Source organism: Methanobacterium sp. SMA-27 (assembly GCF_000744455.1).
GTDB lineage: Archaea > Methanobacteriota > Methanobacteria > Methanobacteriales > Methanobacteriaceae > Methanobacterium_B.
This window is the reverse complement of the sequence record NZ_JQLY01000001.1, coordinates 1600648-1627119: the sequence shown is the minus strand read 5'-3', so window position 1 is coordinate 1627119 and position 26472 is coordinate 1600648. Positions and strand designations below refer to the sequence as shown.

The following is a 26472-nucleotide window of genomic DNA, read 5'->3' as shown; positions in this document are numbered from 1 at the left end:
ATGATTTCAGACAGAAAATTAGAACATTTACTCTTGTGTAAAAACTGCGAAGTTGAATACAGGAAGAAAACAGGATTTGAGGAGATAGAACTCGTCCACAAAGCCCTTCCAGAGGTGAACAAGGGAGACATTGATATTTCAATAGAATTCCTTGGTAAAAAATTGGATTCACCTTTTTTAATATCTGCAATTACTGGAGGACATCCAGCTGCATTATCCATTAACAGGGAATTTGCAAAGGCAGTGAACACACTCAATATTGGGATGGGTGTTGGAAGCCAGAGAGCAGCAGCAGTAAATCCCGAACTCGAATCAACATACACAGTTGTGAGAGAAGAAGCACCATCATCATTTATAATTGGAAACATTGGTTGTCAACAAATTGAATTGGCACAAAAATCAGTTGATATGATAAATGCAGATGCGCTTGCAGTACATTTAAACCCATTACAAGAAGCTATACAGCCTGAAGGTGATGTAAATGCAAGAGGACATATTAATGCAATAAAAGAAATTTCAAAAACCCTTAAAATACCGGTTATAGCCAAGGAAACTGGTGCAGGTATCAAAGCTGAAGATGCTATAAAACTTGAAAGTGCAGGAGTCAGTGCAATAGACATTGCAGGTTCAGGTGGCACAAGTTGGGCAGCTGTAGAAACATACCGGGCAAATGACAGATCCATGGGGGATCTTTTCTGGGACTGGGGAATACCAAGTGCAGCAAGTACTGTAGAGGTTTGTGAGTCAGTTGAAATACCAGTAATATCATCAGGCGGTATAAGAAGCGGTTTGGATGCGGCCAAAGCTTTAGCTTTGGGGGCAGATGCAGTAGGTGTTGCATTGCCACTTTTGAAGGAAGCTTATATTGGACATGAATCAGTAATTAATAAACTTAATAAATTTAATGAGGAACTCCGCGTTGCAATGTTCCTTGTCGGAGCATCAAACATAGCAGAACTTAGAAAATCAGACCTTATTATTAAAGGCGATACAAGGGAATGGCTCAATGAAAGAGGTTTCGACACAAAAAAATACGCGAGGAGATCACAGAATGAGCGTTGAAGTAATAGCAGTAGGAGGATATGAAGAAGTAGGCAAAAACATGTCTGCTATAAAGGTGGGTGAAGATGTTGTAATATTCGACATGGGAATACACCTAGATAGAATTCATATCCATGAAGACACAGATATAGCAAGAATGCACAGTTTGGACCTTATTGAAAGGGGAATCATACCAGACGACACACTTATGAAGGATGTAGATGGAAAGGTAAGGGCAATAGTATTTACACATGGACATTTGGACCATATAGGAGCAGTTGCAAAACTAGCACACAGATATGAAGCTCCATTAATAGCCACACCATACACAATGGCATTAATTGAGAAAACCATAAAGGGAGAAAGGAAGTTCAAAGTCACAAATCCACTTCAAGTATTAAATTCAGGAGAAAAGATTCAGATATCTCCAGACATAACACTGGAATTTGTACGCACAACCCACAGTATACCGCAGACAGTTACACCTGCACTGCACACATCAGAGGGTATAATTGTATATTCAAACGATTTTAAATTTGACAACCACCAGACACTTTCACCGCCACCGGACTACCAGAGATTCAGGGAACTGGGGCGAAAAGGAGTTTTAGCACTTATAGTTGACACAACTCGAGCAGCAGAAGATGATCAATTGAAAACTCACTCTGAGAAAGTTGCAAGAATGGTGCTCAAGGATATAATGGAAGAACCATTAAAAGAAGATACTGGAATGCTTATAACAACTTTTTCCTCACATATTGAGAGGATTCAGGCAATCTGTAATATTGCAGATGAGAGTAACCGTAAAATCCTACTTTTAGGAAGGTCAATGGAACGTTATTGTACAATGGCAGAAACAATGGGAATACTTAAACTTCCAGAAACTGCAAGTGTTTATGGAAGTCCAAAGGCTGTAAACAGAGCTCTTGCAAGGGCAGATGAAAACAGATCCGAATATGTACTTGTTGCAACAGGACACCAGGGAGAACCAGATGCACTCCTTCCAAGGATAGCAAATGGTAAAACCATGTTCAATGTAAGGCCAGGAGACAATGTTGTTATATCTGCATCTGTAATACCTAACCCAATGAACATAGCCAACCGTAACCTCATGGAAAGAAGACTTAAATCAAGTGGTGCAAGAATATTTACCAATGCACATGTTTCTGGTCATGCAGGCAAAGAAGACCATCGAGATTTCATAAGAATGCTCGACCCTAAACATCTAATACCATCACATGGTAATTTGAATATGTTGGCTGCATACACAGAACTTGCAGAGGAAGAAGGTTACAAATTAGGTAATGATATTCATATATTACGTAATGGACAGGCACAGGTGTTTAATGGAGGAGTTTGATGGAAGTAGTTGATATTTTAAAGAAATATTCAAAAAGCATAGATGAAGAGATAAAAAATTCACTTATCTCAGTTGACCCTGATGAACTTCAAAAATCAACACTACATCTTATAGAAGCTGGTGGAAAGAAAATCCGCCCTTCCCTTGTTGTATTAAGTTCAGAAGCAGTTGGTGGACATGCAGAAGAAGCACTTAAAACTGCTGCTGCTGTGGAACTTATACATACTTTTTCATTGATACACGATGATATAATGGATAAAGATGATAAGAGACGGGGAAGACCTAGTGTACATGTAATGTGGGGAGAGCCAATGGCAATACTCGCAGGTGATACATTATTCTCAAAAGCTTTTGAAACTGTTCTACAAACAGAGGTAGATGGTGTTTCATACCAACGTGTTATAGAAGCCCTTAAAACAGTTGTTGATTCTTGTATCAAAATATGTGAAGGACAGGCATCTGATATGTGCTTTGAGGGAAACTTCGATGTCAGTGAAGATGAATATACGAACATGATCTACAAGAAAACAGGGGCTCTTATTTCAGCTGCAACACGATCAGGTGCAATAATTGGTGGAGGATCACCAGATCAAGTTGATACTCTAACAGAATATGGTAGGCTTATTGGACTCGCATTCCAGATACAGGATGATTACCTTGATGTTATAAGCGATGAAGAAAATCTTGGAAAGCCTGTTGGAAGCGATATTATCGAAGGAAAAATGACCTTATTGGTTGTACACGCACTTTCAAATGCCTCAAATGAGGATAAAGAGGAGTTAGTGTCCATATTAAAGGCAGAAGAAGATACAAATGTGGCAAGAGCAATGGAACTTTTCGAGAAATATGGTTCAATAAAATACACCCATGATATTGCACTTGAACATGTTAAAAATGCTAAAAAAATACTGGAAACACTGGAAGAATCAGAAGCAACAATTGCGCTTGCAAAAATTGCAGACTATGTTCTACAGAGAAACAAATAAGAAAATATTTAAACAAAATTAAATGTTTCTTTCAAATTTTCATCAATGACATTTTTTTCTTAAATTAAAAATTTTTTTATAATTATCAAATAATTAAGTGTATTTCACAAATTTAGTGATTTTAAAAAATTATCATGCTTATAACTGGAGTTGATTTTCATGAGTAACCTTGAAGAAATTGTTTACAAACATGCACTGATAAATGCAGTGAAACATAAGGGTAAAGCAAGTAATGGAGCTATTATGGGTTCTGTAATGGCAACACATGCCGAACTAAGAAGCGAAGCCAAAAAAATTGCACAAATTGCATCCCAAATTGTTACAAAGGTAAATTCAATGGATCCTGAACTTCAGAAATCAGAACTGGACAAGCTCGGCGGAATGAAAGTGAAGAAACCTGTAGAGGAGAAAGGACTTGTTGATCTTCCAGATGTTAAAGGGAAAGTTGTTCTACGTTTTGCTCCAAATCCATCGGGTCCCCTACATATCGGACATGCAAGGGCGGCAGTGTTGAACAAAGAATATGTTAAACGTTATGGTGGTAAGCTAATTCTTAGGATTGAAGACACAGACCCTCGAAGGGTTGACCCTAACGCTTACCAAATGATGGAGGAAGATCTAAAGTGGTTGGGTGTGGAATGGCAGGAAAAATATGTGCAGAGTAGCAGGATAGAAATATACTATGAATACGCTGAAAAACTCATAGATATGGGAAAGGCCTACATGTGTACATGTAAAGGAGGAGACTTTAAAATACTTAAAGATGAATCAAAACCATGTCCTTGCCGCGAACTACCAGTTGAACACAGTATGAAACTGTGGAAACAAATGGAAACCATGGGTGAAGGAGAAGCAGTACTCCGAGTTAAAACAGATATTCAACATAAAAATCCTGCAATAAGAGACTGGGTCGCAATGAGGGTTGTAGATGAAAAACATCCCCTAACAGGAAATAAATATAAAATTTATCCTATGATGAATTTCTCAGTAGCTGTTGATGACCATTTAATGGGTGTTACACATGTGCTAAGAGGAAAGGATCACCTTGCAAACAGTGAAAAACAAAGATATCTCTACAACCACTTTGGATGGAAGGTACCAGTTTTCATACACTATGGACGACTTAAAATGGAAGATGTAGCATTGAGCACATCCAAAGCAAGGCAGGGAATTGAAGATGGTTTGTATAAAGGGTGGGATGATCCAAGACTTGGAACTATACGTGCAATTGCACGTAGGGGAATAAAACAGGAAGCAATAACTGAATTAATGATGGAGATCGGACCCAAAATATCAGATGCAACTGTAAGCTGGAAGAAGGTCTATGGACTGAACCGTACAATACTCGAAGAAATATCAAACAGGTACTTCTATGTTCCTAACCCCACAAAGATAAACATAGAAAACCTTCCAGAATCTGAAATTGGAATAATAAAAAGGCCTTTACACCCAGACTATCCTGAAAGGGGCAGTCGTGAAATTCCATTTGGACCGGAACTTTATATCACTACAGAAGATCTTAAAAAAACCGGGGATGGAAGAATATTAAGACTTATCGATACAGTAAACGTGAGTTTTAATAAAGGAACAACTTCTTATCACAGCAATGACCTTGAAGAGGCAAGAAAAGCTAAAGCAATGATCATACAGTGGGTGCCTGTAGAAGGATCCATAAAATCCAAAGTTGTAATGCCCGATGCAACTGTTACAACAGGATTTGTAGAACCATCTGCTGTAAATGTTAAGGTGGATGATGTTGTACAGTTTGAAAGATTTGGATTTGCACGTGTAGATAATGTAACAGATAAAGAGATCCAGTTCTACTTTGCACATAAATGAAAATTCAATATAAAAAGCCAATCTTTGTATTCAATAAAATTAACTTAGTATCTAATTGGATGGAAGGGTTTTTAATATAATAAAAAAATTTTAAATGAGGTTTAATTAAAATGTCTGTAAAAATCAATGAAAACTACCTACTTTTGAAAAGCAACTATATATTTGCCGAGATCAACCGAAGAGTTGAAAAATTTCAAAAAGAAAATCCAGATGCACAGGTAATTAAAATGGGAATAGGAGATGTAACACGCCCACTTCCTAAGGCAGTGGTGGATGCATTTAAAAGTGCAGTACTTGAAATGGGAGAGGCTGAATCATTTATGGGGTACGGACCAGAACAGGGCTACTCATTTTTGAGAGAAGAAATAATAGAAAAAGATTATAAAAAACTTGGAGTTGAATTGTCTACAGACGAAATTTTTGTAAGCGATGCAGCCAAATGCGACACAGCCAATATACAGGAAATATTTGGACTTGAGAATATAATAGCAGTTACCGACCCTGTTTACCCAGTATATGTTGATAGTAATGTAATGGCAGGGAGAAGCGGCCTAATGCAGGATAATGGACAATACAAAGGAATTGTATATTTACCATGTACCGCTAAGAATAATTTCATTCCAGAACTTCCAGAAACACCAGTTGATCTAATTTATCTCTGTTTGCCCAACAATCCCACAGGAACAGGTCTTACAAGAGAAGAGCTAACTAAATGGATTGATTATGCAAGAGAAAATAATTCAATAATCCTCTTTGATGCAGCCTACGAGGCATATGTAACAGAAGAAGATATACCTCGAAGTATTTATGAAATCGAAGGTGCTAAGGAAGTTGCAATAGAATTTAGAAGTTTCTCAAAAAATGCAGGTTTTACTGGTACTAGATGTGCATTTGCAGTTGTACCAAAAGATATAACAGCAGTTGATTCTGAAGGGAAGAAACATGATCTAAATTCATTATGGAACAGACGTCAGACAACCAAATTCAATGGAGTGTCCTATCCTGTACAGGTTGCAGCCAAAGCAGTTTACTCACCAGAGGGTCAAAAAGAAATCAAGGAATCAATTGAATATTATCTTAAAAATGCAGGAATTGTAAGGAAAAGTATGGAAAAAATTGGTTTAAAAGTCTACGGTGGAGTGAATTCACCGTATATTTGGGTAAAAACACCTGAAAATATGGATTCATGGGAATTTTTCGACTTACTCCTTAACAAGGCTAATATAGTTGGAACACCTGGTGTAGGATTTGGTCCAAGTGGAGAAGGTTATTTCAGATTAACAGCTTTCAATACACTGGAAAATACTATAGAAGCCATGAATAGAATTTCTAAACTTTCTATTTAATCCAATCCATTTTTTCTATTTTTTATTTATTTTCATTATGAAATTATAGTTTAAATTATTATTTTTGATTTCATCTAACTTTTTTACACAGATGTTATTATTAGATTATTATCACTTTTTATTGATTCAATTGATAGAATAACTATTATTATTAACAAGTTATTTACAAGTTAACAATGAAAATGAATGGAATTGCAAAATTTTATTTAATCTAATCCCAATTAAACATTATTGTTACTGTATAAGTGGCTAAAATATTAATAGAGTTTAAATTTATAAACAGTTTATAAAATCTAATATCTAATAGTATTCTCTAACAGAAAGAATTTTAATCGGTGGTCTAAATGGAAGATTATGACAAGAAATATCATAAATCAAGATTTTATTGGTTTTGGCGTACAATAATACTTTGGATAGGTTCTTCATTAGGATTTCTGTTGATCGCTTATCTTTCTGTAGGATTAACATTAGATTCATGGGAAAGTGCTTTTGTTGCTGCCGGTATTGTTGGTATATTAAATGCATTACTCTGGCCTATTTTATCCCGTATTTTACTCCCATTCATGATTTTTACAGTTGGAATAGGTTCTTTATTGATAAATGGGGCTTTAATCTGGTTTGCAACGGGTTTTGTAGAGGGAGTCACCATTGATGGTGCTGCCTTAATTTTAGCACCTATAGGAATGGCTGCAATTTCAACGTTACTTGCAGGAATCATAACCATAGATGATGATGCAGCATGGTATAGAGCAATAAGAAAAAATGTCAAGAAATTTGATAAAAAAAATATAAAAGATAAGCCCGGCGTTGTATTCATGGAAATTGATGGCCTGGCAAAGAACATTCTATTGGAAGCAGTTGAAAAGGGATACATGCCTACTCTTAAAAGATGGTTAGATGACGGTGTACATGTTTTAAGTGGATGGGAAACAGATCTTTCAAGCCAAACAGGTGCAAGCCAAGCAGGAATTTTACACGGTAATAATGAGGATATAGTAGCATTTCGCTGGGTTGAAAAGGAAAATAATAATAAATTCATGGTATCAACAGGTTTAAGTGATGCTCCAATTGTTGAAGAGAGAATATCAGATGGAAACGGATTACTTTCAATGAACGGTGCAAGCAGATCAAATCTTTTTTCAGGTGATGCAGAGGATGTTATATTTACATTCAGTAAAATGAAGAATTTGGGAAAATTTTATAACCGTGCATGGCGTTATGTATTTTCTAATTCCTCTAACTTCAGCAGGATAATATCCCTATTTTTATACGATTGTATTCTTGATTACAAATCACAGTTAATGCACGCAATAAAAAATATTAATCCACGTATTAAACGTGGAATTATCTATCCATTTGTAAGAGCAGGTGCCAATGTATTTTTACGAGAAATTACAACTTTAGCGCTGATTGGTGATGTACTTAAGGGACATGTTGACGTGGCATATGTTACATATCTAGGTTATGATGAAATTGCACATCATTCTGGTACAAGGGATAAAGATTCATTTGATGCCCTTAGAAGTATTGATAAACAGTTCCACCGTGTTGAAATGGCTTCTTTACTTGCCCACAGAAAGTATAAATTGGTTATACATTCTGATCATGGTCAGACAAATGGTGCAACATTCAAACAACGCTATGATCTAACATTAGAAGAACTAGTTAGGGGATTACTGCCTGCTGAAGCTCTAATATTTGCAGACATGTCTCCAACTACAGGAGACCATTTTGGAGTAGCATTTACAGCACCGGGGGATCGGGTTAAAGGTTATTTCAGGGATAAAACAGAGGATGTTAATGAATATATACAAAAATATAATGTGAAACCTAAAGAGGTAACCCAGCTGGATGCTAATGTAAACGTATTGGCTTCGGGTAATTTGGGAATGGTATATTTAACGGATCATACTGAAAGACTCAATTATGAACAGTTGATACAAATATATCCAGATCTTATGCCGGGTCTTGCACAACATCCTGGAATAGGATTTATACTTGTTAATTCTGAGAAACATGGCCCACTAGTAATAGGTAATAAAGGAACATATTATTTAAAGGATGATACTATTGAAGGAGAGAATCCTCTTCTTAACTTCGGCCCAAATGCAGCGGATCATATAAGAAGAACGAACAGCTTCAGATACACTCCAGATGTTCTGGTCATGAGTATGTATGATCCTGTAAGCAATGAAGTAGCAGCATTTGAAGAGCTGGTTGGTAGTCATGGTGGAATTGGAGGCGAACAATCCTATCCATTTATTTCACATCCTAAAGATTGGGAAATTAAAAACGATCTAATTGGTGCTGAAAAGGTTTACCAATTATTCAAATCTGAGATAGAAAAAACAATTCAATGAAGATAGTTTTTTATGAATAAACTAAGCAATTTTTTTATAGTTTAATTAGAGGATATTATTTTTTAATAAAAAAAAATTATTTTTGGTAGTATTTTAGATTATTTTTAATTTTATAGGATTTTTAGATTTTAAAACAATTATTATTTGTTTATATGGTTATTTGGTTGTTAAATTTCTAGTCCAGGCTCTAATTTCATCCCAGTTTCTGTAATCATGCTTTTTATTTGGATCCTTTCCCTGTTTTTCAAGTTCCTTTTTAATGGATCTATTCACCAATTTGAAAATCAATCCTTGTTTGGCGTTAGGATCATATACACTACCAAAGAGTCCTGTTGCAATTGGTTCGTTGATAAGGTTTTCCTTTGCAATGTTGTCTAAATATTTTTCCTGTCCTTCGGCAATTGTTTTTTCTTCATTAGCAGCTCCGCAGGTAACAAATAATGCTACTTTGCGTTTTGAAAGTGCATCTTTATTCTTTTTGAGAAAGTTCATTGTTGCTTTGGTCCATTTACCCATTTTAATTCCACTGCCAACAACAACAAGATCGTAGGAGGTTACATCTAATTCCTTTTTTTCCCTAGCATTTTCCAGATCAACATCAACATTTTCTTCTTTTAAAACCTTTGATATTTCCTCTGCAATTCCAGTTGCAGTCCCATAACGTGTTCCATATATTATTAATGCTTTCATATTAATTTCCCCCAATTATCTAGATTATTTAATCTTTAAATTAGTATTTTCTTACTTGTTTACATTTTTTGCATCTTCATACATTGTTAATGATAGTTTTTCGAGTTTGTTCATGATCTTAAATAGCGATGCTACTTCAATGTCTTCTAGTGTTTTGAAGTATTCTGCTATTGATTTGGCATGTTCTGACGCTCTTGTTTGCCAGTATTCAGCGGATTTCTCTGTTACTTTTAATCTTAATATGCGTTTGTTTTTAGGGTCCCTCTCAATTTTAAGAAAACCAGTTGTTTCAAGGCGAGTGGCTAATTGTTTGACATTTTGATGTGTGGTGCTAAGTGCATCTGCAACTTCCTGCATGGATGGTTCGTGGTTAAATGCTGTTCCAATTACAATGAGCATCAGCCATTGTTTGGTGGTAATATTGTCTTTTTGAAAGTCTTTATTGATTGTATAACTCCATCGTTGCTGTATAAGGAATAAGATTACTAGTATATATTTTTCCATATCGAGTCTTTCCTCAATATTCATTTCTGCTATAATTTCATCTGAATTTTTCATTTACTAGGTCACCTTTCTATTATCATTGTTTGTGAAACTTTGAGGCAAAACAATTCAAACAAGATTTTTTACTCTAAAATCACATAGGTAATATATTACCTAATAACTTATCTTAATATATAAACATTTGTATTTGAAAAAAAGAATTTCAAAAAAAACAAACAGAATTATACCAATTTAGACAACACAAATGCTATTAAAAAACCAAATGCCATCATTAAACCTGTAAACTCATGAGTATCTCTGAATGCTTCTGGAATCATAGTATCTGCTATCATGGTCAAAAGAGCACCAGCTGCAAGAGCCAAAGTAGCTGCATTAACATCTGGAGGGAATTGGCTAAAAACACTATAACCCGCCAATGAAGACAGCCCAGTTATTATTGCTATTAAAAACCACAAACCAAATATGGTCTTTTTACTCCATCCCATAGACTTCATTCCAACAGAACTTGAAAGTCCCTCTGGAATATTTGAGATAAACACAGCAACAACAGTTGCAATACCAACGGCACCGCCAGATATCATGGTAAGACCAATTGCAACTGATTCAGGAATACCATCAAGTAATGCTCCCGCAGCAATTGCAGGTCCATTTTCATCATAATCTCCTACAACAGATTTATCAGCAGTTTTCCTGTGCTTTGCACCGGTACGGGAAAGGTAAAGATCAACAAATGTGAAGATAACTACACCTGAAACAAATCCTAAGATTGTTGAATCATAACTACCCCATTCAAATGCTTGTTCAAGAAGTTCGAAACATGCAGCAGCTATTAGAACACCTGCTCCAAATGCCATTATACTTCCAATGATTCGTTTTCTAATTTTAACGTAATAACCTGCTACAGCTCCAATTAAAAGGGCAAGACCACCAATAAATCCCCATAAACCTGCTTGAACCATTGTTGAAAACATAGAATTCTCCTAATAAATACAATAAATAATTTTATTAACATTATTCAAATTCCCACATAAATTAGGAAATTTAAGCATATTCGAATTAACCTCAATACCATTTATAAATAAACCGACTATTTAAGTATTTATAAATAATTTTAGACATTCATAGGCCAGTAATGAATTGAGGAATAATTAATCATAGGCTGTTAACAAAATTTTATTGTTATCAAGCTAATTTGTGAAAATATTCACATCTTATCAATGGAATTATTTATACACTGTGAATTTAAGTGTAAATGTCGAGTATTCAACCTTAAGATAAAATAACTTGTTGGGTAAAAAATATTCAATATTAAATATATATTAAATAAGTAAGCAGTGAATGAAAATTTTTTAATTTATAGATATAAATTCTGAAAACTTTATTTTATTTCAATAAAAATAATCTGAATAAATTATTATATTGTATGGGGGAGGGAATATGGACAATTTAGGGGATTATTACCATGATGTGCAAATGCAAAAAATGTTTCAGTTGTTAGAAGAGCCTAAATCTCTTGATAATATTGATATTTCTGTAGGATTCATTAAAAATCTGGTTTTAAAGATATTATCTACTTATGGTGTCATAAAGGTGAATCAGATACATGAAATTACCGGCCTTCATACTGATATTCTTGAAGCAGTTCTTCGTAAACTTGAAAAAGATGATATGTGTGCACAAACAGGTGGTGGGTTTCTTTTTCCAAGTGTTGAATTTACAATAAAACAACAGGGTCGTGAGAAGGCCTTGCAAATTATGCAAGAAAACCCTTATATTGGAATTGCACCAGTTGCTTATGATGAATATTTCACAATAATGAGTGCTCAGGTAAAGGGCAGATTTCCCTTAAAAATCCCTGAAAGTGTAATTAAAAATGCCATGAAGGAAATTGTTGGTGTTGAAAAGGCAAAGAAAACATTGATAGCATCTTCCATAGGGGGTAAAGGGTTCTTTATTTACGGGCCTCCTGGAACAGGTAAAACATTCATAACAAGTAAGATGTCCCAGATGCTTCCACCAATTTTAATGCCCAAATACATAGAATTCAGTGGAAGTGTTATACAATTATATGACCCTGATTTTCACCATAAAAGTCCAGAACAACCTGAAGATCCTCGTTGGGTTAAAGTTTCTGCCCCATTTGTTTTCACTGGCTCTGAACTCACAAGTGAAAAGCTTGAAACATTATTTAATCCTAATAAAGGAGTGTATGAAACATCTCCAATAATAAAAGCCAATGGTGGAGTTTTACTTTTAGATGATCTTGGAAGACAGAAGGAGGATCACAATATAATACTAAACAGGCTCATTGTTCCTTTAGAAAATAAGAGAGATGTTATCTACATAAAAGGTGCTCCTGTAATTGTTCACACACAGTTTATCCCAGTTCTATCCACCAATCTGGATATTAATATTGTAGATGAAGCCCATCTTAGACGTGCACCAATGCACATTCTTTTAGGACCACCAACCCCTGAAGAAATATTGGAGGTTTTCAAAAGAAACTTAGATCTACTTAATGAAGAATATGATGATTCAATACTTAATAGATTCAAAAAGGTATATATTCCTATTTCAGAGGGTGGGGAACAGTTAAAACCAACTTATGCTCACGCTAGGGATATAGCACAAATTGCACAGGCTGTAAGGATAAGAAATAATAAAGATAAAATCACATTAGATGTTCTTGAAGAAGCTTTGGATGAACATATTTTAATTGCACTCCAGCGAAAATACACACCCGAACTATATGAAAGAATAATTAACAAAAAAGTTTAAATCAAAAAAATTAACCTCTAAAACTGGTATATTCAAATATTGACAAATTTATTAATGTTTATAATATTTTTTGGGCAATATTTCTCGCTAAATCTGGATTGATGAGGTTTATATAGTTTTATTGTAAATTAAACTAATTTGATTTGGATTTTTTAGAATTTTTCACTCGATGGAAAGGTTTTTATTAAGCAGTTTACAATATTAAAGAGGTTAGGAATTAGCTTTAAGGAGAGTTCAAATGACATGTAACGTATTAGTTGGAGGAGGATGGGGGGATGAAGGTAAAGGTAAATGCATTACCTACCTCTGTTTCAACGATAAACCAGATATCATAGCAAGAGCGGGTGTAGGGCCAAATGCAGGCCACTCTGTTGAATTTAATGGCGAGAAATATGGATTAAGAATGATCCCATCAGGATTTGTGCACACCGGTGCTAGACTTCTTATTGGGGCAGGAGTACTTGTGGATCCTGAAGTATTCCACTATGAACTCAACTATCTTAATAAATACAATGTAAAAGAAAGAACTTTTGCAGACTTCAGATCTGCAATAATAGAACCAAAGCACAAGGAACAAGATAGGGCATCAGACTATCTTTCAAAGAAAATAGGAAGTACTGGAAGCGGATGTGGACCTGCAAATTCAGACAGAGTCATGAGGGTTGCTAAACTCGCAGGCGATATACCTGAAATGAAAGGTTATACAGCAGATGTTCCAACAGAAGTTAATGAAGCACTCGACGAAGGTAAAGAGGTTTTCATAGAGGGTTCACAGGGATTCGGATTATCACTCTACTACGGTACATACCCATACGTTACAAGTAAAGATACAACAGCAAGCACATTTGCAGCAGATGTTGGTATTGGACCAACAAGGGTTGATGAAGTAATTGTAGTATTCAAATCATACATAACACGTGTGGGTGAAGGGCCGTTCAAAACAGAAATAACACAAAAAGAAGCAGAATCATTAGATATAGAAGAGTACGGTACAGTCACAGGTCGAAGAAGACGTGTTGGTATGTTTGATATGGATCTTGCAAAGGAATCATGTATGATAAATGGAGCAACACAGATTGCACTTACATGCGTTGATAGAATATTCCCAAAATGTGAACGTGTTAAAGATTATTCACAGCTCTCACAAGATGTTAAAAACTTTGTTGCAGAAATCGAAGGAGAAACAGGAGTTCCTGTAACCATAATATCAACAGGGCCAGATCTTGTAGATACTATAGATCTAAGGGAAGAACTTCTTTAATTAATTCCTTTTTTTTATTTGCACTGTTTTATTTTGAGATTCATTTTAGTTTTTATATTATCCATTGCTTTATTGGTGTGGTATCTGATATGTTAGGTGTACAAATGTATGGAGATCCTGAAATATCATATCAAGCGGTTGTATATTTAACAAGGGTGCCACATTAGATATATATTTTATAACTAACAGTCAAACTATCCTTAACATACTAAAAATTAAAAGGAAGATGTGAAATACATTTCTCAAGATTATAAACTGAATAAAACAGGGAATAATTTTTTCGATTAAATCATCTTATTTTGGATGATCTAATTTTAATATTATACTTAATTTTTAATAAAAAGTTTTTAGTAAAAACTAGAAACTAAATACTTAATATTTGTCCTATTTTGTTCCTAATTTTTTTTCTCTTAGTTTGTTTGTAACAGCACGCCAAATATCTGGATGTTCCTCTTTAATGGCTTTTCTCATTAAGCGTGCCGTTTCAGCACTCATACTAAAATTAGGTAGTGTTTCTTTTAGGTAATGTAATACTACTGCAGATTCATGATCCCAAAAAGCTAAACGAGGTTTATTATCGATCTTCTTAAAAACTTTTTTTATGATGATTTCATCAATTTCACCTTGTTGATTTTTAGTTTTAGTGGGTTTAGATTCTCTTTCCGCTCTTTCTTGTAGTGGCGATCTTGAAATGACTTTTTTTCCATTCATTATGATCTCTCCAAAAATTCTTCTGTAAATTTAACATAAGCTATAGCACCGGTACTGTCTGGATATTTTATTACACAGGGTATTCCATCGGCAGCACTTCTTTTTACAGGTGCATTTCTGGGGATGATTGTTTTAAACATTTTATCGTTAAAAAATTCTTTAACAAGATATGCAACCTCTTTGGTGAGTTTTTCCCTTTTATCATGCATGGTTAACAACACACCTTTGATTTCTGTTTCGCTGTAAAGTTTATCTTCAACTTCTTTGATTGCATCTAATAAGTCTACAACTCCTTCCATTGCATAATATTCTGTTTGTACAGGTATTATTACACTGTCACTTGCAACTAAAACGTTATATGCAAGTCTTCCGAGTGTAGGGGGTGAATCAATTATGATCATATCATAATTTTCATTAATCCTTTCCAAATATCGTCGGAGTATATATTCTGGTGCTGTTTCTCCTGCTAACTGTTTCTCTACCTTGCTCAGAGATAAATTGCTAGGTAATATATCTAAATTTTCATAGTCTGTGGGTATTATTGCTTCTTCAATTTCACATTCATCCAACAATACATCGCGTATTGAATAATTTAAGTTAGTTTTATCTATTCCAAGACCTGTTGTTGCATTGGCTTGTGGATCCAAATCCACCAATAAAACTTTTTTTCCTTTCCGGGTTAATGTTGCTGTTAAATTTATTGCTGTTGTGGTTTTGGCCACTCCACCCTTTTGATTAATTATTCCTATAACTTCAGTCATTTTAAATTCACTCCGGTACTACTTAATTTCAGTTTTACAAATAAAAACTTTTTACTTTTTAATTATTAGTTTTTAATATATTAAATTTTAAACCAACCATCTCTATTTATTATATGATATCTATTAGATTACATTAAGAGATTAATTATGAGATGTTTAAAACCATCCTGATGGACGGTCTTTATTAAATGTTTACTAGAAACTAAAAATTAATTACTAATTACTTTTTACTAATTACTTTTTACTAATTACTTTTTACTAATTAACCATTTCTTGGTTTGATCGAAAAATTTATTTATTATGTCATATTAATATGTAATAAGATGTATTAGGGTGAAAATAGGTATCGTGATAACATGTTAAAAACTATATCAAAAGAGATAATTGATCAAAATACAATTTTCATATACTTCATTGATGAAGAAATAGATGGAATTAATACAGAACAATCCGAAGAAATACGAAAATATAAAACAGAAGATGATAGTGAATTTCTAATGGCGTTAAGGGTTAATGCTATACCTCCTTCAGTTCGAATTGACTTAAAAATCAAATATTCTAAAAATTTTTATTCTCCTAATTTTTACGATCTCATGGACCTTAATATAAAAAGATTCCAAGATTTCTACAATGAAATAATGAACTACAATGAAACATTGGATTACAATGAATTAATAGATTCTAAAGAATCATCGAAAATAAGAAGCTCAAACCCATAATTTCTTTTATTCGGGTTTCCCATCTTTGCAATAAAATTCTAATGGATATGTAAGGTCTAGTTTATTTTCCTGCCACACATTGCAGTCCTTACATTTACATTCTTCATCAAAATTTAGATCTTCACATATTGCTTTACCTGTGGCACAATAAAGCCATGGAAACTCTTTAGGCTCAAAGAGGGGTATTGCTTCCAGTTCCTTTGATTCTATTTTTTGAATCTTTTTAGTTTTGTTCTTAGCACAAATACTTCTAGTTTGAACTTTACACTTACAACAAATACACTTTAACATGTTATCCAAGTTGTAATCAACTTTTGCCATAGTACAGCTTCTCCAAATTTTGTAATTTGCTTCTTAATGAATTAACCAATAAAAAAACTATACGAAATAAAAGAAAAAAAAGTCTGTATCATATTTAGACTAGATAAAAACTTCTTCAATACTGAAGGAAGATTATCAATAAACAGCAATTTAATAAACTAATTCTAATTTAATTGACCCTTCCGGTATTCATGTGTTAACTCCTTGTCATAGAGTTTGGATGGTGTGATCCACTCTGTATCAAGTATTATTTTGGTTTCATATATAGTAAAATTAAACCGGATCAGAATGATTAATTTATGTTTATGCATATTATACAGTCTTTAACATTTCCATTCTATGAAATTGAAGTCTTTGAAAATGAACTTAATCAATTAATTATGAGGATATCACAATAATTAAACTTGTCATAAATCGAAGTATGCTCTTATTAAACAGTTCTGATTATATAAATACTACCTTTTATAAACTATTACTGCATTTATTATGGGATTATTGATGGTAAGTTATGGTTCACTTGGGGAGGAGGGACCTAATTACAGTTAAATGATTAGAATATGGTTTTTGGATTTAAACATTTGTAATTATTTTTATGAATATGTTGAAAATCTCCTATTATGGTCTTTAATAAAGAATAAGTCCCCTTACAATATGTATTAACTAGGTAACAAATAAAAATTGATTTAATTATCTTCACAATAATTAATCATAGTTACTCATGTTGTCACTATAATTGTTTAAAATATATTTGTCAGTATTTGAAGTACCATTGTTTTTAACAAAGTTGGTTGCGTTTTGATTGTAAAGTTTCTGTAATTCTGAAGCATTTGATAACTCATAATCTTTGTATGGGTTGTTAAGATATGGAAAAATTAGTCCGTAGACCATATACACATATGCTGGGATTATTCCATAGGTTTTGGTTAATATTTGGAAATATAATGGAAATCCACATCCGGGATCAATGATAGGATTATCTGTTCTTACAGTTCCATGCCATACCATGGGAATAGGGCCTTTTTGTCCATGTTCCTGTGCAAGTGTATTGATATGGGCCAGCAATTCATCGTAGCTATTGTATACATTTCCATCAGACACGTATCTATATCTATTATCGGGAACGCCAAATAAAGCAACTTTAAAAGAGTCTAAAAAATCAATTTGACTCAGATTTGCTGAACCCTTTCCTTTAGTGTCGATGTATGATGCTTCAATAATATACACTGAACTTTGGTTGGAAGTTGTATTGTTTACTGTTTGTTCATAGCTTCGATAGTTAGAACTTCCAGCAAAATGTATTACAATCGCGCATTGGGAATTTCTTTCAGCTGCATAATTTGCTAATAGTTCGGAGTGTGGATGTCCAGGGTACATATCGGGATTTTCAATTTTAACAAAGGAAAGTCTGCCTAATGGGTTTATAGGGCCGTTAGAAACTATACTATATGAATAGTAAATACTAACTAACAAAATAGCTATTACAATTAGTATACTGACAATTAATTTTTTTCCCATTTTTTTTATCAACCAGTATTTATTAATATATTATTAAATATAAATTCTCCACATTAAATTAAAAATGAATTGATTAAATTTTTTTATCACCTATTCTATACTCGTGTGTAAATTCTTTATCATAGAGTTTTGACGGTTTTATGCATTCAGTATTTAATACATCACCAACAATTATCATAGATGTCTTAGTGATTCCAGAGCTTTTTACCCTTTCAGATATGTTACTTAATGTACCCCTAACAATTTTTTCATCTGGCCATGATGCCTTTTGTACAACTGCCACAGGAGTCTCGGATTTGTAATGTGTTAAAAGATCATCAACCACATTTTCAATCATCTGCACTCCTAGAAATATGCACATAGTTGCATTGTGTTCAGATAGTTTTGAAATAGCTTCAGACGAGGGTTTTGGAGTTCTTCCCTCAGGACGTGTTATTATTACTGTTTGAGACACTTCCGGTAGTGTTAATTCAGTTTCAAGAGCTGCTGCAGCCGCAAAAAATGAACTTACTCCGGGAATAATTTCAAAAGATATTTTCCTCTCTTTCAAACCTTCTATTTGTTCACCTATAGCACCATAAATGGCTGGATCCCCTGTATGAACACGAGCAACTAATTTACCATTTTTAACACTTTTCTTCATTAGATCCAATATCTCATCAAGGTTCATTGATGCACTATTTTTTATGATACTATCATTTTTTGCACAGTTTAAAACATCTCTATTAACAAGGGATCCTGCGTATATAATAACATCAGCTTTTTTAATTACATTATAAGCTTTTAATGTAAGGAGTTCAGGGTCACCTGGACCTCCGCCAATGAAAATAACCTTTCCATCCATTTAAATCACCATTTTTTTATAATTACTATCTGTAAAATGTTTCTATAATTCCATTCTTTCTTCAATTATTTCAATTGCACCGTAAGGACATATTCTGATACATATTTCACAACAGCCACAAGATGCAGAGTTAATAACAGCTTTACTGTTATCATTCACTTTAATGGTATTGTCTCCAATTTTAATATTAGGACAAACCTCAATACAGAGATATTCACAATCTTCACCACCATTACATGATGACTCATCAACAACAGCTGATTTGGTTGCAAATCCCAAACTTTCCTTAACAGCTTCCTTGATTTTATAGCCTGCAAGATGTAATATTGTATCACCAATAACAGAATCTGTGGCCATGGAAGCTATACATGGATAGTTATGGATTTTGTTTCCGGATTCTAATTCTACATCTTCCAAGGGGATACCTTCAAGCCTTTCAGCCACATACCATGTAGAACCACATGGAGCTCCTCTAATAACATTTATTTTTTTTACAAACCTTTCTCCCTCAATTTCAATTTCGGGTTTTCCAAAATATTTTACGAATTCATCTATTATTTTATCTCCCACTGGTTTTAGGGAACAGAAAGGTTTGGCAAAAACTATCTTTAATCCATTTGAAGAGGCTTCTATCTCTCTTTGAAGTCCGGAAGGTAATTGGACAGGATTATGTATCTCTATTATAGCAGATTTAGCCCCGGTTTTAGAAGCTATTTCTGCTAATATCATATTTATATCACCTTTAAGTCCTAGTGAGAGTATAAGATCACATTCGGGTAGATCTTTAGGTATGTAATTATTAAAATCATCAATAAATTCTGGAAGATCTTCTGGAAATTCATGTAAACCCACTATGGCTGATGCAAATCCTCTATTTGCAATGTTATTAATTATTCTGGAACCATAATCACCAGAACTTAGTATAAATATTTTTATATTCATTTTTTTCCTTTTTTAAATTGTTTTTACATACCAGGGTATAATAAATATTATTTTCCTCTTTTATTTAAAAAAAAGTGTTATTAAGAATATAAAATCTATTAGTCTAAGACTCTTTCAATCATTCTGCTAATTGAATGTAGTATTATTCCGGTAAATGCTATAAATGTTCCAGCTATTGTTAACAATGCTGCTAATATTGTTGGTGCAAGACTACTACTTCTATGATCGAGATAAGATCCAAAGAATATTAAACCGGATATTAAACCTACTGCTATCATAATAACTCCAGGTATTGTGAAATAATAAAGGGGTCTATTGAATTCTATATCCTGAAGAACTTTAACCAATACACCAATACCATGGCTTAAAGGATTCATTTTAGAACCATCAACATCGTACCGTACTCCTATTGGAACTTCTACGATTTTAAATCCAGCATTTGAAGCTTCTATTATCATCTCACTTTCAATACCATAACCTGTTTCTCTGAATTTAAATGCAGGAATTGTATAAGATGCAAATGCCCTGAGCCCACTTTGACTATCTGTTATATGGGTTTTTGCATTGAAGTTTGTTGCCTTATCCAAAACAGTTTGACCAACTCTCCTATAAGATGGAGTATTTTTATCATCACCATCAATATATCTACTTCCATTAACAATATCGGCTTCTCCATCAATTATGGGCTTTACAAGTTTCGGTATATCTGATGAACTATGTTGACCATCAGCATCCAATGTCACAATTATTTGTGCACCTTTTGAAACTTCAAAACCTGTTTTAAGAGCCTTTCCTTTACCCATATTGGTTTTATGTCTTATAATTTCTGCACCAGCAAGAACAGCTATTTCCACTGTTTTATCAGTACTTCCATCATCTACAACAATTACCCTGTTGACATACATCTTGGTTTTTAAAACAACACTTCCAATTGTTACTTGTTCGTTGTAAGCAGGTATTATTGCTGTAATACGTTCTGAAAATTCTCTTTTGTTACTGTCAGATTGATGTTTGTAAATTGCCATTTGGATATTGGCATTGACTTCGCTTATTTTTAAGGGTTTTACAATAAAACCATAGGGATTAGTTAATTTAACCTTTTCTAATATCTCTTCATCCCAATAATCTGTCATATAGATAACAGGAATATTGTGGTATGTATGAATTTTTTTTACAGCTTCTATTCCACTCATTTTTCCTGTTAGCTGTAAATCTACAAGAATAATTTCAGGATTATTTTCAATTGCAATCTTTATTCCTTCTTTACCGGTTGTAGCTGTTAATATTTTATAACCTAATTTTTCAAGTTTTTCTTTAATTTTAATTGCATCTAATCTATTCTCATCTACAACTAAAATTTTATTCTTGTACATTGATTATTCTCCTCTAAAGATGAATTTTTACAGAGTTTAACAATAAATTTATAAATGAAATTAATCCCAAGTTTTTCCTTAAATATTATAATAATATTAATTGATTTTTGCTTATATATAACAGTTATTTTAATGTTTTGGAATTTATTTGTATGGATAATATTAGACTATTTATTTAAATAATTTAGCTGATCATTTATGATATCCTTTATGGAATAATTTGTTTTAGCGCCAATTTTTTGAATCTTCCTTGTGTCGGCTAGCATTATTGGAACCTCTGCTGGTCTGAATCTGTTTGGATTAAATTCTACAACAATTTTTCCCTGGTCTGTCCATACATTAATTCCTTTATCTGTAATTGAATATTCAAGATCCTCTTCTAGCATCTTTCGATCAACAAGTGTTTTATCGAATTTAACACCAAAGATTGGATTAGCATCTATTTCTGTAGGGTTTGATACTTTTTTTTCACCTTTGAATGTTTCTATCCTATTAATAGTATAACCTGCTTGTTCTAAACTGAGTAGTATGTAACTCAATACAGAATTGGTTCTCATAGCTCCTTGATTATAAACATCTCCAGATTTACCATTTAAAGCTAGTTTCATATAACCCATAATAATGTCTTTTACATGTGACCAGTCTTTAAATGAGTTTAGATTTCCTATTTTAATCCGATCTATTTGTCCAGATTTAAGTTTTGCTACCTGATCCGTGATTACAGATGTTACAAACATAACTCCCCTTCCAGCACCTTCATGGTTAAAAGCCCTGGAAACAATAGTGTTCAATCCAAATGAATTAAAATAATTTCTCATTAGAAAATCACCATAAACCTTTGAAGTTGCATAGGGTGACATAGGTCTAAGGGGATTGGTTTCTTTTATAGGTAGTTCGGGAATTTCTTCAGGTTCGGGAAAAATATTCTTGTATTGTGATTTCACCTGTTCATACTGTTCTTGTGATGTTATTATCATGCCATATTCTTCACTTGAACCTGCAAAAATTGTTTTTGGATTATATTCTTTAATTCTGATTGCATCTAAAAGATTTGCAGTTCCTATACCATTTATCATTTGTGTTGCCAAAGGATTCTTGAATGAAGCAGGAACAAAAGATTGTGCAGCCAAATGAAAAACATAATCTGGTTCTGATTCATCTAATGCATTGGCAAGAGAAGTTATATCGGTTAAATCACCTTCAATAAGTTTAAGATCGTTTTCTAAACCATGATCTGTCAGATTTGTAGAATACAAATCTCCTGTTCCTCTTTGTATCAATCCATAAACATTAGATCCATTTTTTAGAAGTTCCTCTGCCAGATATGACCCAACAAAACCATTGGCACCTGTGATTAAAACATTTTTATCATTCCAACTCATTTTTATAATCTCCATTTCCTATATCTTTATTTTATCTCTGTAATTATATACTTATGAAATAAACTCAACAAAACTGTATATTAAAGAGGGTACAAGTAATGTTATTGGATAAATTTATAACTCCCTAATTGTAAATTAAATGCTAGTTAATTCACAATTATATTTAATAAACTCTTCAAGGTTATAAAACATGGATCGGAAGAATGTACAAGAATTTTTAGAAAGAGGATCAAAGTTTCATAAACTTGGTGCTTTTGAAGAGGCATTAAAGTACTATAATAAGGCATTGGATTATCTTAAAAATGAAGATGATAAAAAAACTGAAGCAGATATACTTCTTGAAATGGGCAACATCTACATTGAAAGTGAAGACTACAAAAATGGACAAGATTACTATGAAAAATCTTTGAAAGCATATCAACAAGCTGAAGATAAAAGTGGTGAAGGATATGCTCTAACTGGAATTGGATTAATACAAGAAAAGTTAGGAAAATTTGTTGAAGCAAGAGGATATTATTTAGATGCTATCAACAAATTTGATAATAAAAAGGAACAGGAAAGGAAAGCAGTTGTACAATCACTTGTTGGTGGAACCTATGAATCACAAGATGCATGGGAAGATGCAATAATAGAATATGAAAGTTCAGCTACAATTTTTGAAAAGATAGGTGAACACGACAGGGTAAAACATATCAACAAACTGATCCATGAAATTTCTAGCAAACGTTCTAAAGTTAAAACAACAAGAAACGAGAAAATACTTGCTGTTACATATTTAATTGGATTAATCATTGCAGAGTTATGTGTCACTTTTTTGAATAAGGAACTTGGACTTGTTTTGGAAACTGTTATACTTTTCGCACTTCTGATAAATTCATCATTTAATGTTTCCCATAACTATTCTATTCTACTTAGATCCATGATGGTATTGCCAATGATAAGGATTATTGGTCTTTCTATACCATTAATGCAAGTGCCTGCATTATATTGGTTCCCTGTAATTGCAGTACCTCTATTTGCTGCTTCATATACTATTATGAGGAGTCAAGGACTTACAAGAAAACATGTAGGGTTAATTTGGGGTAATAAAAAGATACAGCTATTAATAGCTTTAACCGGTATATTTTTGGGGACCATTGAATATTTGATACTTCAACCTAAACCATTAATTTCTACATTAAATCCTGTAAATTTGATTATTGCATCGGTCATATTGATCATCTCAACAGGATTAGCAGAGGAACTTTTATTCAGAGGGATTATTCAAAAAAATGCTGAAAATGTTTATGGTACCGTATTAGGGCTTTTATATACTGCTTTATTATTTACAGCTCTCCACATCGGATGGAACTCTTTTTACGATCTTATATTTGTATTCTCTGTAGCACTGTTCTATGGTTATGCATTCCAAAAAACAAGAAGTATAATAGGAGTAACTCTCTCACACGGAATATCTAATACATTCCTCTTTTTAATAGTGCCATTTTATGCACCTGTACTTTTCCATTTCCTTTAATTAAAAATAAAAAACTTAATCTAAAAAAAAGGATTTATAACTATATCGAAATAATTCTATTTAATAAGATAAATGGATTGTTTTTAATCCATTTTATTAAATATCCGTTATATTTCTAAATTCCCTTGTTGATATATTATATTTATATTCTAATCATGGAAGTTTGTCACCTACGAAGCTGCTACTGAGATGAATTTCATATGTAAATATTCCTGCGGTAACTCCTGGATCTTCATCCATGATTTTCTTCACTTCATCTGGATTGCTATTAAAAATCGCTATTCCACTTATATTACTTTCATCCTTTATTCTACAAATAATTGAAATAATTCCATTTTTTCTAAGTTGGAAATTCCTTTTGCCATGTTCATATTTGATTTGATCATTCCCAGGTTCATTAATTTTTTCAGTTTTCCTTAAAATTACAATGGTGTAATTTTTTGATTTTGTAAGCAGTTGTTTCATATATTCATCGGTAATTTCTGTCATATATTGCCCTCCAAAATTTTGAATTAAAAGAATATCTGAAGTATTTTTCTAAAAAAAATTTAATTGATATTATTTATAATATCTTTGTTATCCATTGTTCAATATAATCTACTACTTCTTCCCAGCCCTTTTCTAACATGATCAAATATGAACGACCTTCGAACTCGTGAAAATCAGTTACAGCTGTGGAATCTTTGTATTTACCATAGTTTGATTTACTTACAGCTGCGGGTACTATATGATCATCACTACCCGCAATAAACAAAAGCGGACTTCTTTTGCTATTTTTTGTAGTTGACATTTATAAGGGCATGACTTGTAAAGTCATCGAAAACACTTTCAAAAACAACTTTACCCGTATCAGGTATTGCATATCGGTTATAAACTTTTTTTGCATCTTTTCCTGACATATTATTTGCAAATGTATGATGGAACTCTTCAAAAGTTAAGCCAACTGCCTTGTGTCTGTTTCCTGGGCGAGATAATACTGGAAATGCAGATTTTAGCTCAGCATAGGTTAATTTATGCACTCCTTTAGGAGCCGCAGAATCCATACCTACCCCAGCAGATCCATATCCATTGTCAAGGAGTATTTGTACAATCAAACCACCAAACAAATGACCATTAAGAATTGCAGGCCATCCCATTTCATGGATAATTTTTTCGTAATGTTGAATAATGTCTTCTAAACCAAGATTAGTTATTTTTGCTTGGGCATTTCTACGAATATCTTCAACATCACCTTCATGAACCTGGCCATGCAGGTGTCAATACATTATATCCTAAACCTTCAAATCGTTCCTTAAAATATTCCAAGCACAATGGTATTATCCAAAGACCATGGATAATCATTATAATACGATTTTATCTTTTATATAATTCTTTCTTTGATATTAATTTCATAAGACACAATATTATAACTCCCTAACTAAAGATCACCTTTATATTCTCATAAAAGTTGACTAATTCTAATTGAATATATTACACATATCTCAACTTATTATTATGTAATTATATCCATATAGAATTAACGAAGAACCCTTAAAAATGATATAATTTTCTTAAAAAAAGAATTGAATTAAATAAAAAAATAATTAGAAAATTAATATTTTTACATATAATATGTTTTGTTTACATTATGGATTGGCCCGGTAGCTTTCTGTCCATGAGGATACCATATATAACTAGTTATAATTGCAATTTTATTACCATCAGGAATAAATTTAAATGTTCCCTCCCAATCTGTCACAGCTCCATCAATTTTAAAGTTACCGGGGAAGTCTGTTCCATTATTTGTGAAGTTACCATATCCGGTCCATGCAGCACAGGACATGTTAAAATGTCCGGTTAAGGGCGTTACAAACATTGCCTTTTTAAAGTCTTTATTCATGAGGGCCATTATAGTATTAGAGTTTACATTGATAGTATCTAATTTACCATCAGCTGTTAATCCATCTTTAGTATAACATAATGGATCTTCAAAATTTTCAGCTCCCTTCAATGCAACTGTGAATTTAAACTTTTGACCTTTACCATTAATATTATAAGGTCCTCCAAGCGATCCTCCATTTACAGTATTGTTGGGTATTGATGCAAAGCCAGTGTAATTATAATTAATCTGATCAAAGGCATAACTCATTAAACTACCAGTTGCTGCTCCGTATATTAGAAAACCGGAGGCAATGATTAATATTATGCCTATTTTAACTTTTTTTTCCACAATATCACTTTCAT

The 26472-nt window shown here is 33.0% G+C and carries 25 protein-coding genes; 10 read left to right on the top strand and 15 right to left on the bottom strand.

Going from position 1 to position 26472, the window contains the following annotated elements; translation table 11 throughout:
* From fni to DL91_RS07990, 6 genes are all read left to right on the top strand, one after another.
* The gene (gene fni / locus DL91_RS08015) at nucleotides 1-1062 is read left to right on the top strand and encodes a type 2 isopentenyl-diphosphate Delta-isomerase (protein WP_048192646.1); all 1062 of its coding nucleotides are present in this window, start codon (nucleotides 1-3) and stop codon (nucleotides 1060-1062) included.
* Entirely contained in the window at nucleotides 1052-2401 is a 1350-nt protein-coding gene (locus DL91_RS08010; RefSeq protein ID WP_048190998.1) for an RNase J family beta-CASP ribonuclease, read from the top strand. The genes fni and DL91_RS08010 overlap by 11 nt, the downstream gene beginning before the upstream one ends.
* The gene (idsA, locus tag DL91_RS08005) at nucleotides 2401-3387 is read left to right on the top strand and encodes a short chain isoprenyl diphosphate synthase IdsA (RefSeq protein ID WP_048190997.1); all 987 of its coding nucleotides are present in this window, start codon (nucleotides 2401-2403) and stop codon (nucleotides 3385-3387) included. The genes DL91_RS08010 and idsA overlap by 1 nt, the downstream gene beginning before the upstream one ends.
* A gap of 159 nt (nucleotides 3388-3546) precedes the next feature.
* Nucleotides 3547-5226 (top strand): glutamate--tRNA ligase, encoded by a 1680-nt coding sequence (locus tag DL91_RS08000; protein ID WP_048190996.1) that lies wholly within the window; start codon nucleotides 3547-3549, stop codon nucleotides 5224-5226.
* 110 nt (nucleotides 5227-5336) lie between these two features.
* The gene (locus DL91_RS07995) at nucleotides 5337-6572 is read left to right on the top strand and encodes an LL-diaminopimelate aminotransferase (RefSeq protein WP_048190995.1); all 1236 of its coding nucleotides are present in this window, start codon (nucleotides 5337-5339) and stop codon (nucleotides 6570-6572) included.
* 344 nt (nucleotides 6573-6916) lie between these two features.
* The gene (locus tag DL91_RS07990; protein WP_048190994.1) at nucleotides 6917-8932 is read left to right on the top strand and encodes a phage holin family protein; all 2016 of its coding nucleotides are present in this window, start codon (nucleotides 6917-6919) and stop codon (nucleotides 8930-8932) included.
* A 156-nt stretch (nucleotides 8933-9088) separates the two neighbouring features.
* On the opposite strand, the gene DL91_RS07985 is transcribed toward DL91_RS07990, so the two are convergent.
* The 3 genes from DL91_RS07985 to DL91_RS07975 form a co-directional block, all read right to left on the bottom strand.
* Nucleotides 9089-9622, bottom strand: coding sequence for a flavodoxin domain-containing protein (locus DL91_RS07985; RefSeq protein ID WP_048190993.1), 534 nt, complete (start codon nucleotides 9620-9622; stop codon nucleotides 9089-9091).
* A gap of 51 nt (nucleotides 9623-9673) precedes the next feature.
* The gene (locus DL91_RS07980; RefSeq protein ID WP_048190992.1) at nucleotides 9674-10180 is read right to left on the bottom strand and encodes a MarR family winged helix-turn-helix transcriptional regulator; all 507 of its coding nucleotides are present in this window, start codon (nucleotides 10178-10180) and stop codon (nucleotides 9674-9676) included.
* Between the two features lie 167 nt (nucleotides 10181-10347).
* Nucleotides 10348-11097, bottom strand: coding sequence for a ZIP family metal transporter (locus DL91_RS07975; protein WP_048190991.1), 750 nt, complete (start codon nucleotides 11095-11097; stop codon nucleotides 10348-10350).
* 466 nt (nucleotides 11098-11563) lie between these two features.
* On the opposite strand from DL91_RS07975, the gene DL91_RS07970 reads away from it, so the two are divergent.
* Both DL91_RS07970 and DL91_RS07965 read left to right on the top strand, forming a co-directional pair.
* Nucleotides 11564-12904, top strand: coding sequence for an ATP-binding protein (locus tag DL91_RS07970; protein WP_048190990.1), 1341 nt, complete (start codon nucleotides 11564-11566; stop codon nucleotides 12902-12904).
* A gap of 238 nt (nucleotides 12905-13142) precedes the next feature.
* Nucleotides 13143-14165 carry an adenylosuccinate synthetase gene (locus DL91_RS07965; protein WP_048190989.1) on the top strand — a complete coding sequence of 341 codons (1023 nt, stop codon included), beginning with the start codon at nucleotides 13143-13145 and terminating at the stop codon, nucleotides 14163-14165.
* 384 nt (nucleotides 14166-14549) lie between these two features.
* Here DL91_RS07965 and DL91_RS07960 read toward each other — a convergent pair whose 3' ends face one another.
* Together DL91_RS07960 and DL91_RS07955 are read right to left on the bottom strand one after the other, a co-directional pair.
* Entirely contained in the window at nucleotides 14550-14876 is a 327-nt protein-coding gene (locus tag DL91_RS07960) for a hypothetical protein (RefSeq protein ID WP_048190988.1), read from the bottom strand.
* Nucleotides 14876-15637 (bottom strand): ParA family protein, encoded by a 762-nt coding sequence (locus DL91_RS07955; RefSeq protein WP_048190987.1) that lies wholly within the window; start codon nucleotides 15635-15637, stop codon nucleotides 14876-14878. Before DL91_RS07955 ends, DL91_RS07960 begins: the two co-directional genes overlap by 1 nt.
* A 356-nt stretch (nucleotides 15638-15993) precedes the next feature.
* Here DL91_RS07955 and DL91_RS07950 point away from each other — a divergent pair, with 356 nt between their 5' ends.
* Nucleotides 15994-16356 (top strand): hypothetical protein, encoded by a 363-nt coding sequence (locus DL91_RS07950; RefSeq protein ID WP_048190986.1) that lies wholly within the window; start codon nucleotides 15994-15996, stop codon nucleotides 16354-16356.
* Nucleotides 16357-16362: 6 nt separating this feature from the next.
* On the opposite strand, the gene DL91_RS07945 is transcribed toward DL91_RS07950, so the two are convergent.
* From DL91_RS07945 to DL91_RS07920, 6 genes are all read right to left on the bottom strand, one after another.
* Entirely contained in the window at nucleotides 16363-16677 is a 315-nt protein-coding gene (locus DL91_RS07945; protein WP_052374331.1) for a hypothetical protein, read from the bottom strand.
* 702 nt (nucleotides 16678-17379) lie between these two features.
* Complete coding sequence (locus DL91_RS07940) at nucleotides 17380-18192, bottom strand: hypothetical protein (RefSeq protein WP_048192644.1); 813 nt, start codon at nucleotides 18190-18192, stop codon at nucleotides 17380-17382.
* Nucleotides 18193-18265: 73 nt separating this feature from the next.
* Nucleotides 18266-19036 (bottom strand): precorrin-4 C(11)-methyltransferase, encoded by a 771-nt coding sequence (gene cobM, locus DL91_RS07935; RefSeq protein WP_048190984.1) that lies wholly within the window; start codon nucleotides 19034-19036, stop codon nucleotides 18266-18268.
* 42 nt (nucleotides 19037-19078) lie between these two features.
* Nucleotides 19079-19978 (bottom strand): DUF166 domain-containing protein, encoded by a 900-nt coding sequence (locus DL91_RS07930; protein WP_197050628.1) that lies wholly within the window; start codon nucleotides 19976-19978, stop codon nucleotides 19079-19081.
* 98 nt (nucleotides 19979-20076) lie between these two features.
* Nucleotides 20077-21351: a glycosyltransferase gene (locus tag DL91_RS07925; protein WP_081882647.1), complete on the bottom strand. Its 1275-nt coding sequence runs from the start codon at nucleotides 21349-21351 to the stop codon at nucleotides 20077-20079.
* 167 nt (nucleotides 21352-21518) lie between these two features.
* Nucleotides 21519-22733 carry a GDP-mannose 4,6-dehydratase gene (locus DL91_RS07920; RefSeq protein ID WP_048190983.1) on the bottom strand — a complete coding sequence of 405 codons (1215 nt, stop codon included), beginning with the start codon at nucleotides 22731-22733 and terminating at the stop codon, nucleotides 21519-21521.
* Between the two features lie 190 nt (nucleotides 22734-22923).
* Here DL91_RS07920 and DL91_RS12950 point away from each other — a divergent pair, with 190 nt between their 5' ends.
* Entirely contained in the window at nucleotides 22924-24249 is a 1326-nt protein-coding gene (locus DL91_RS12950) for a type II CAAX prenyl endopeptidase Rce1 family protein (protein WP_052374329.1), read from the top strand.
* A 153-nt stretch (nucleotides 24250-24402) separates the two neighbouring features.
* On the opposite strand, the gene DL91_RS07910 is transcribed toward DL91_RS12950, so the two are convergent.
* From DL91_RS07910 to DL91_RS07900, 4 genes are all read right to left on the bottom strand, one after another.
* On the bottom strand, nucleotides 24403-24738 hold the full coding sequence (locus tag DL91_RS07910) for a hypothetical protein (protein ID WP_048190982.1): 336 nt from the start codon (nucleotides 24736-24738) through the stop codon (nucleotides 24403-24405).
* A 73-nt stretch (nucleotides 24739-24811) separates the two neighbouring features.
* Nucleotides 24812-25039 (bottom strand): alpha/beta hydrolase, encoded by a 228-nt coding sequence (locus DL91_RS12945; RefSeq protein WP_052374327.1) that lies wholly within the window; start codon nucleotides 25037-25039, stop codon nucleotides 24812-24814.
* Nucleotides 25020-25385, bottom strand: coding sequence for a hypothetical protein (locus DL91_RS12940; protein ID WP_052374325.1), 366 nt, complete (start codon nucleotides 25383-25385; stop codon nucleotides 25020-25022). The genes DL91_RS12945 and DL91_RS12940 overlap by 20 nt, the downstream gene beginning before the upstream one ends.
* A gap of 464 nt (nucleotides 25386-25849) precedes the next feature.
* Nucleotides 25850-26458 carry a hypothetical protein gene (locus DL91_RS07900; RefSeq protein ID WP_052374323.1) on the bottom strand — a complete coding sequence of 203 codons (609 nt, stop codon included), beginning with the start codon at nucleotides 26456-26458 and terminating at the stop codon, nucleotides 25850-25852.
* Nucleotides 26459-26472: the final 14 nt, after the last annotated feature.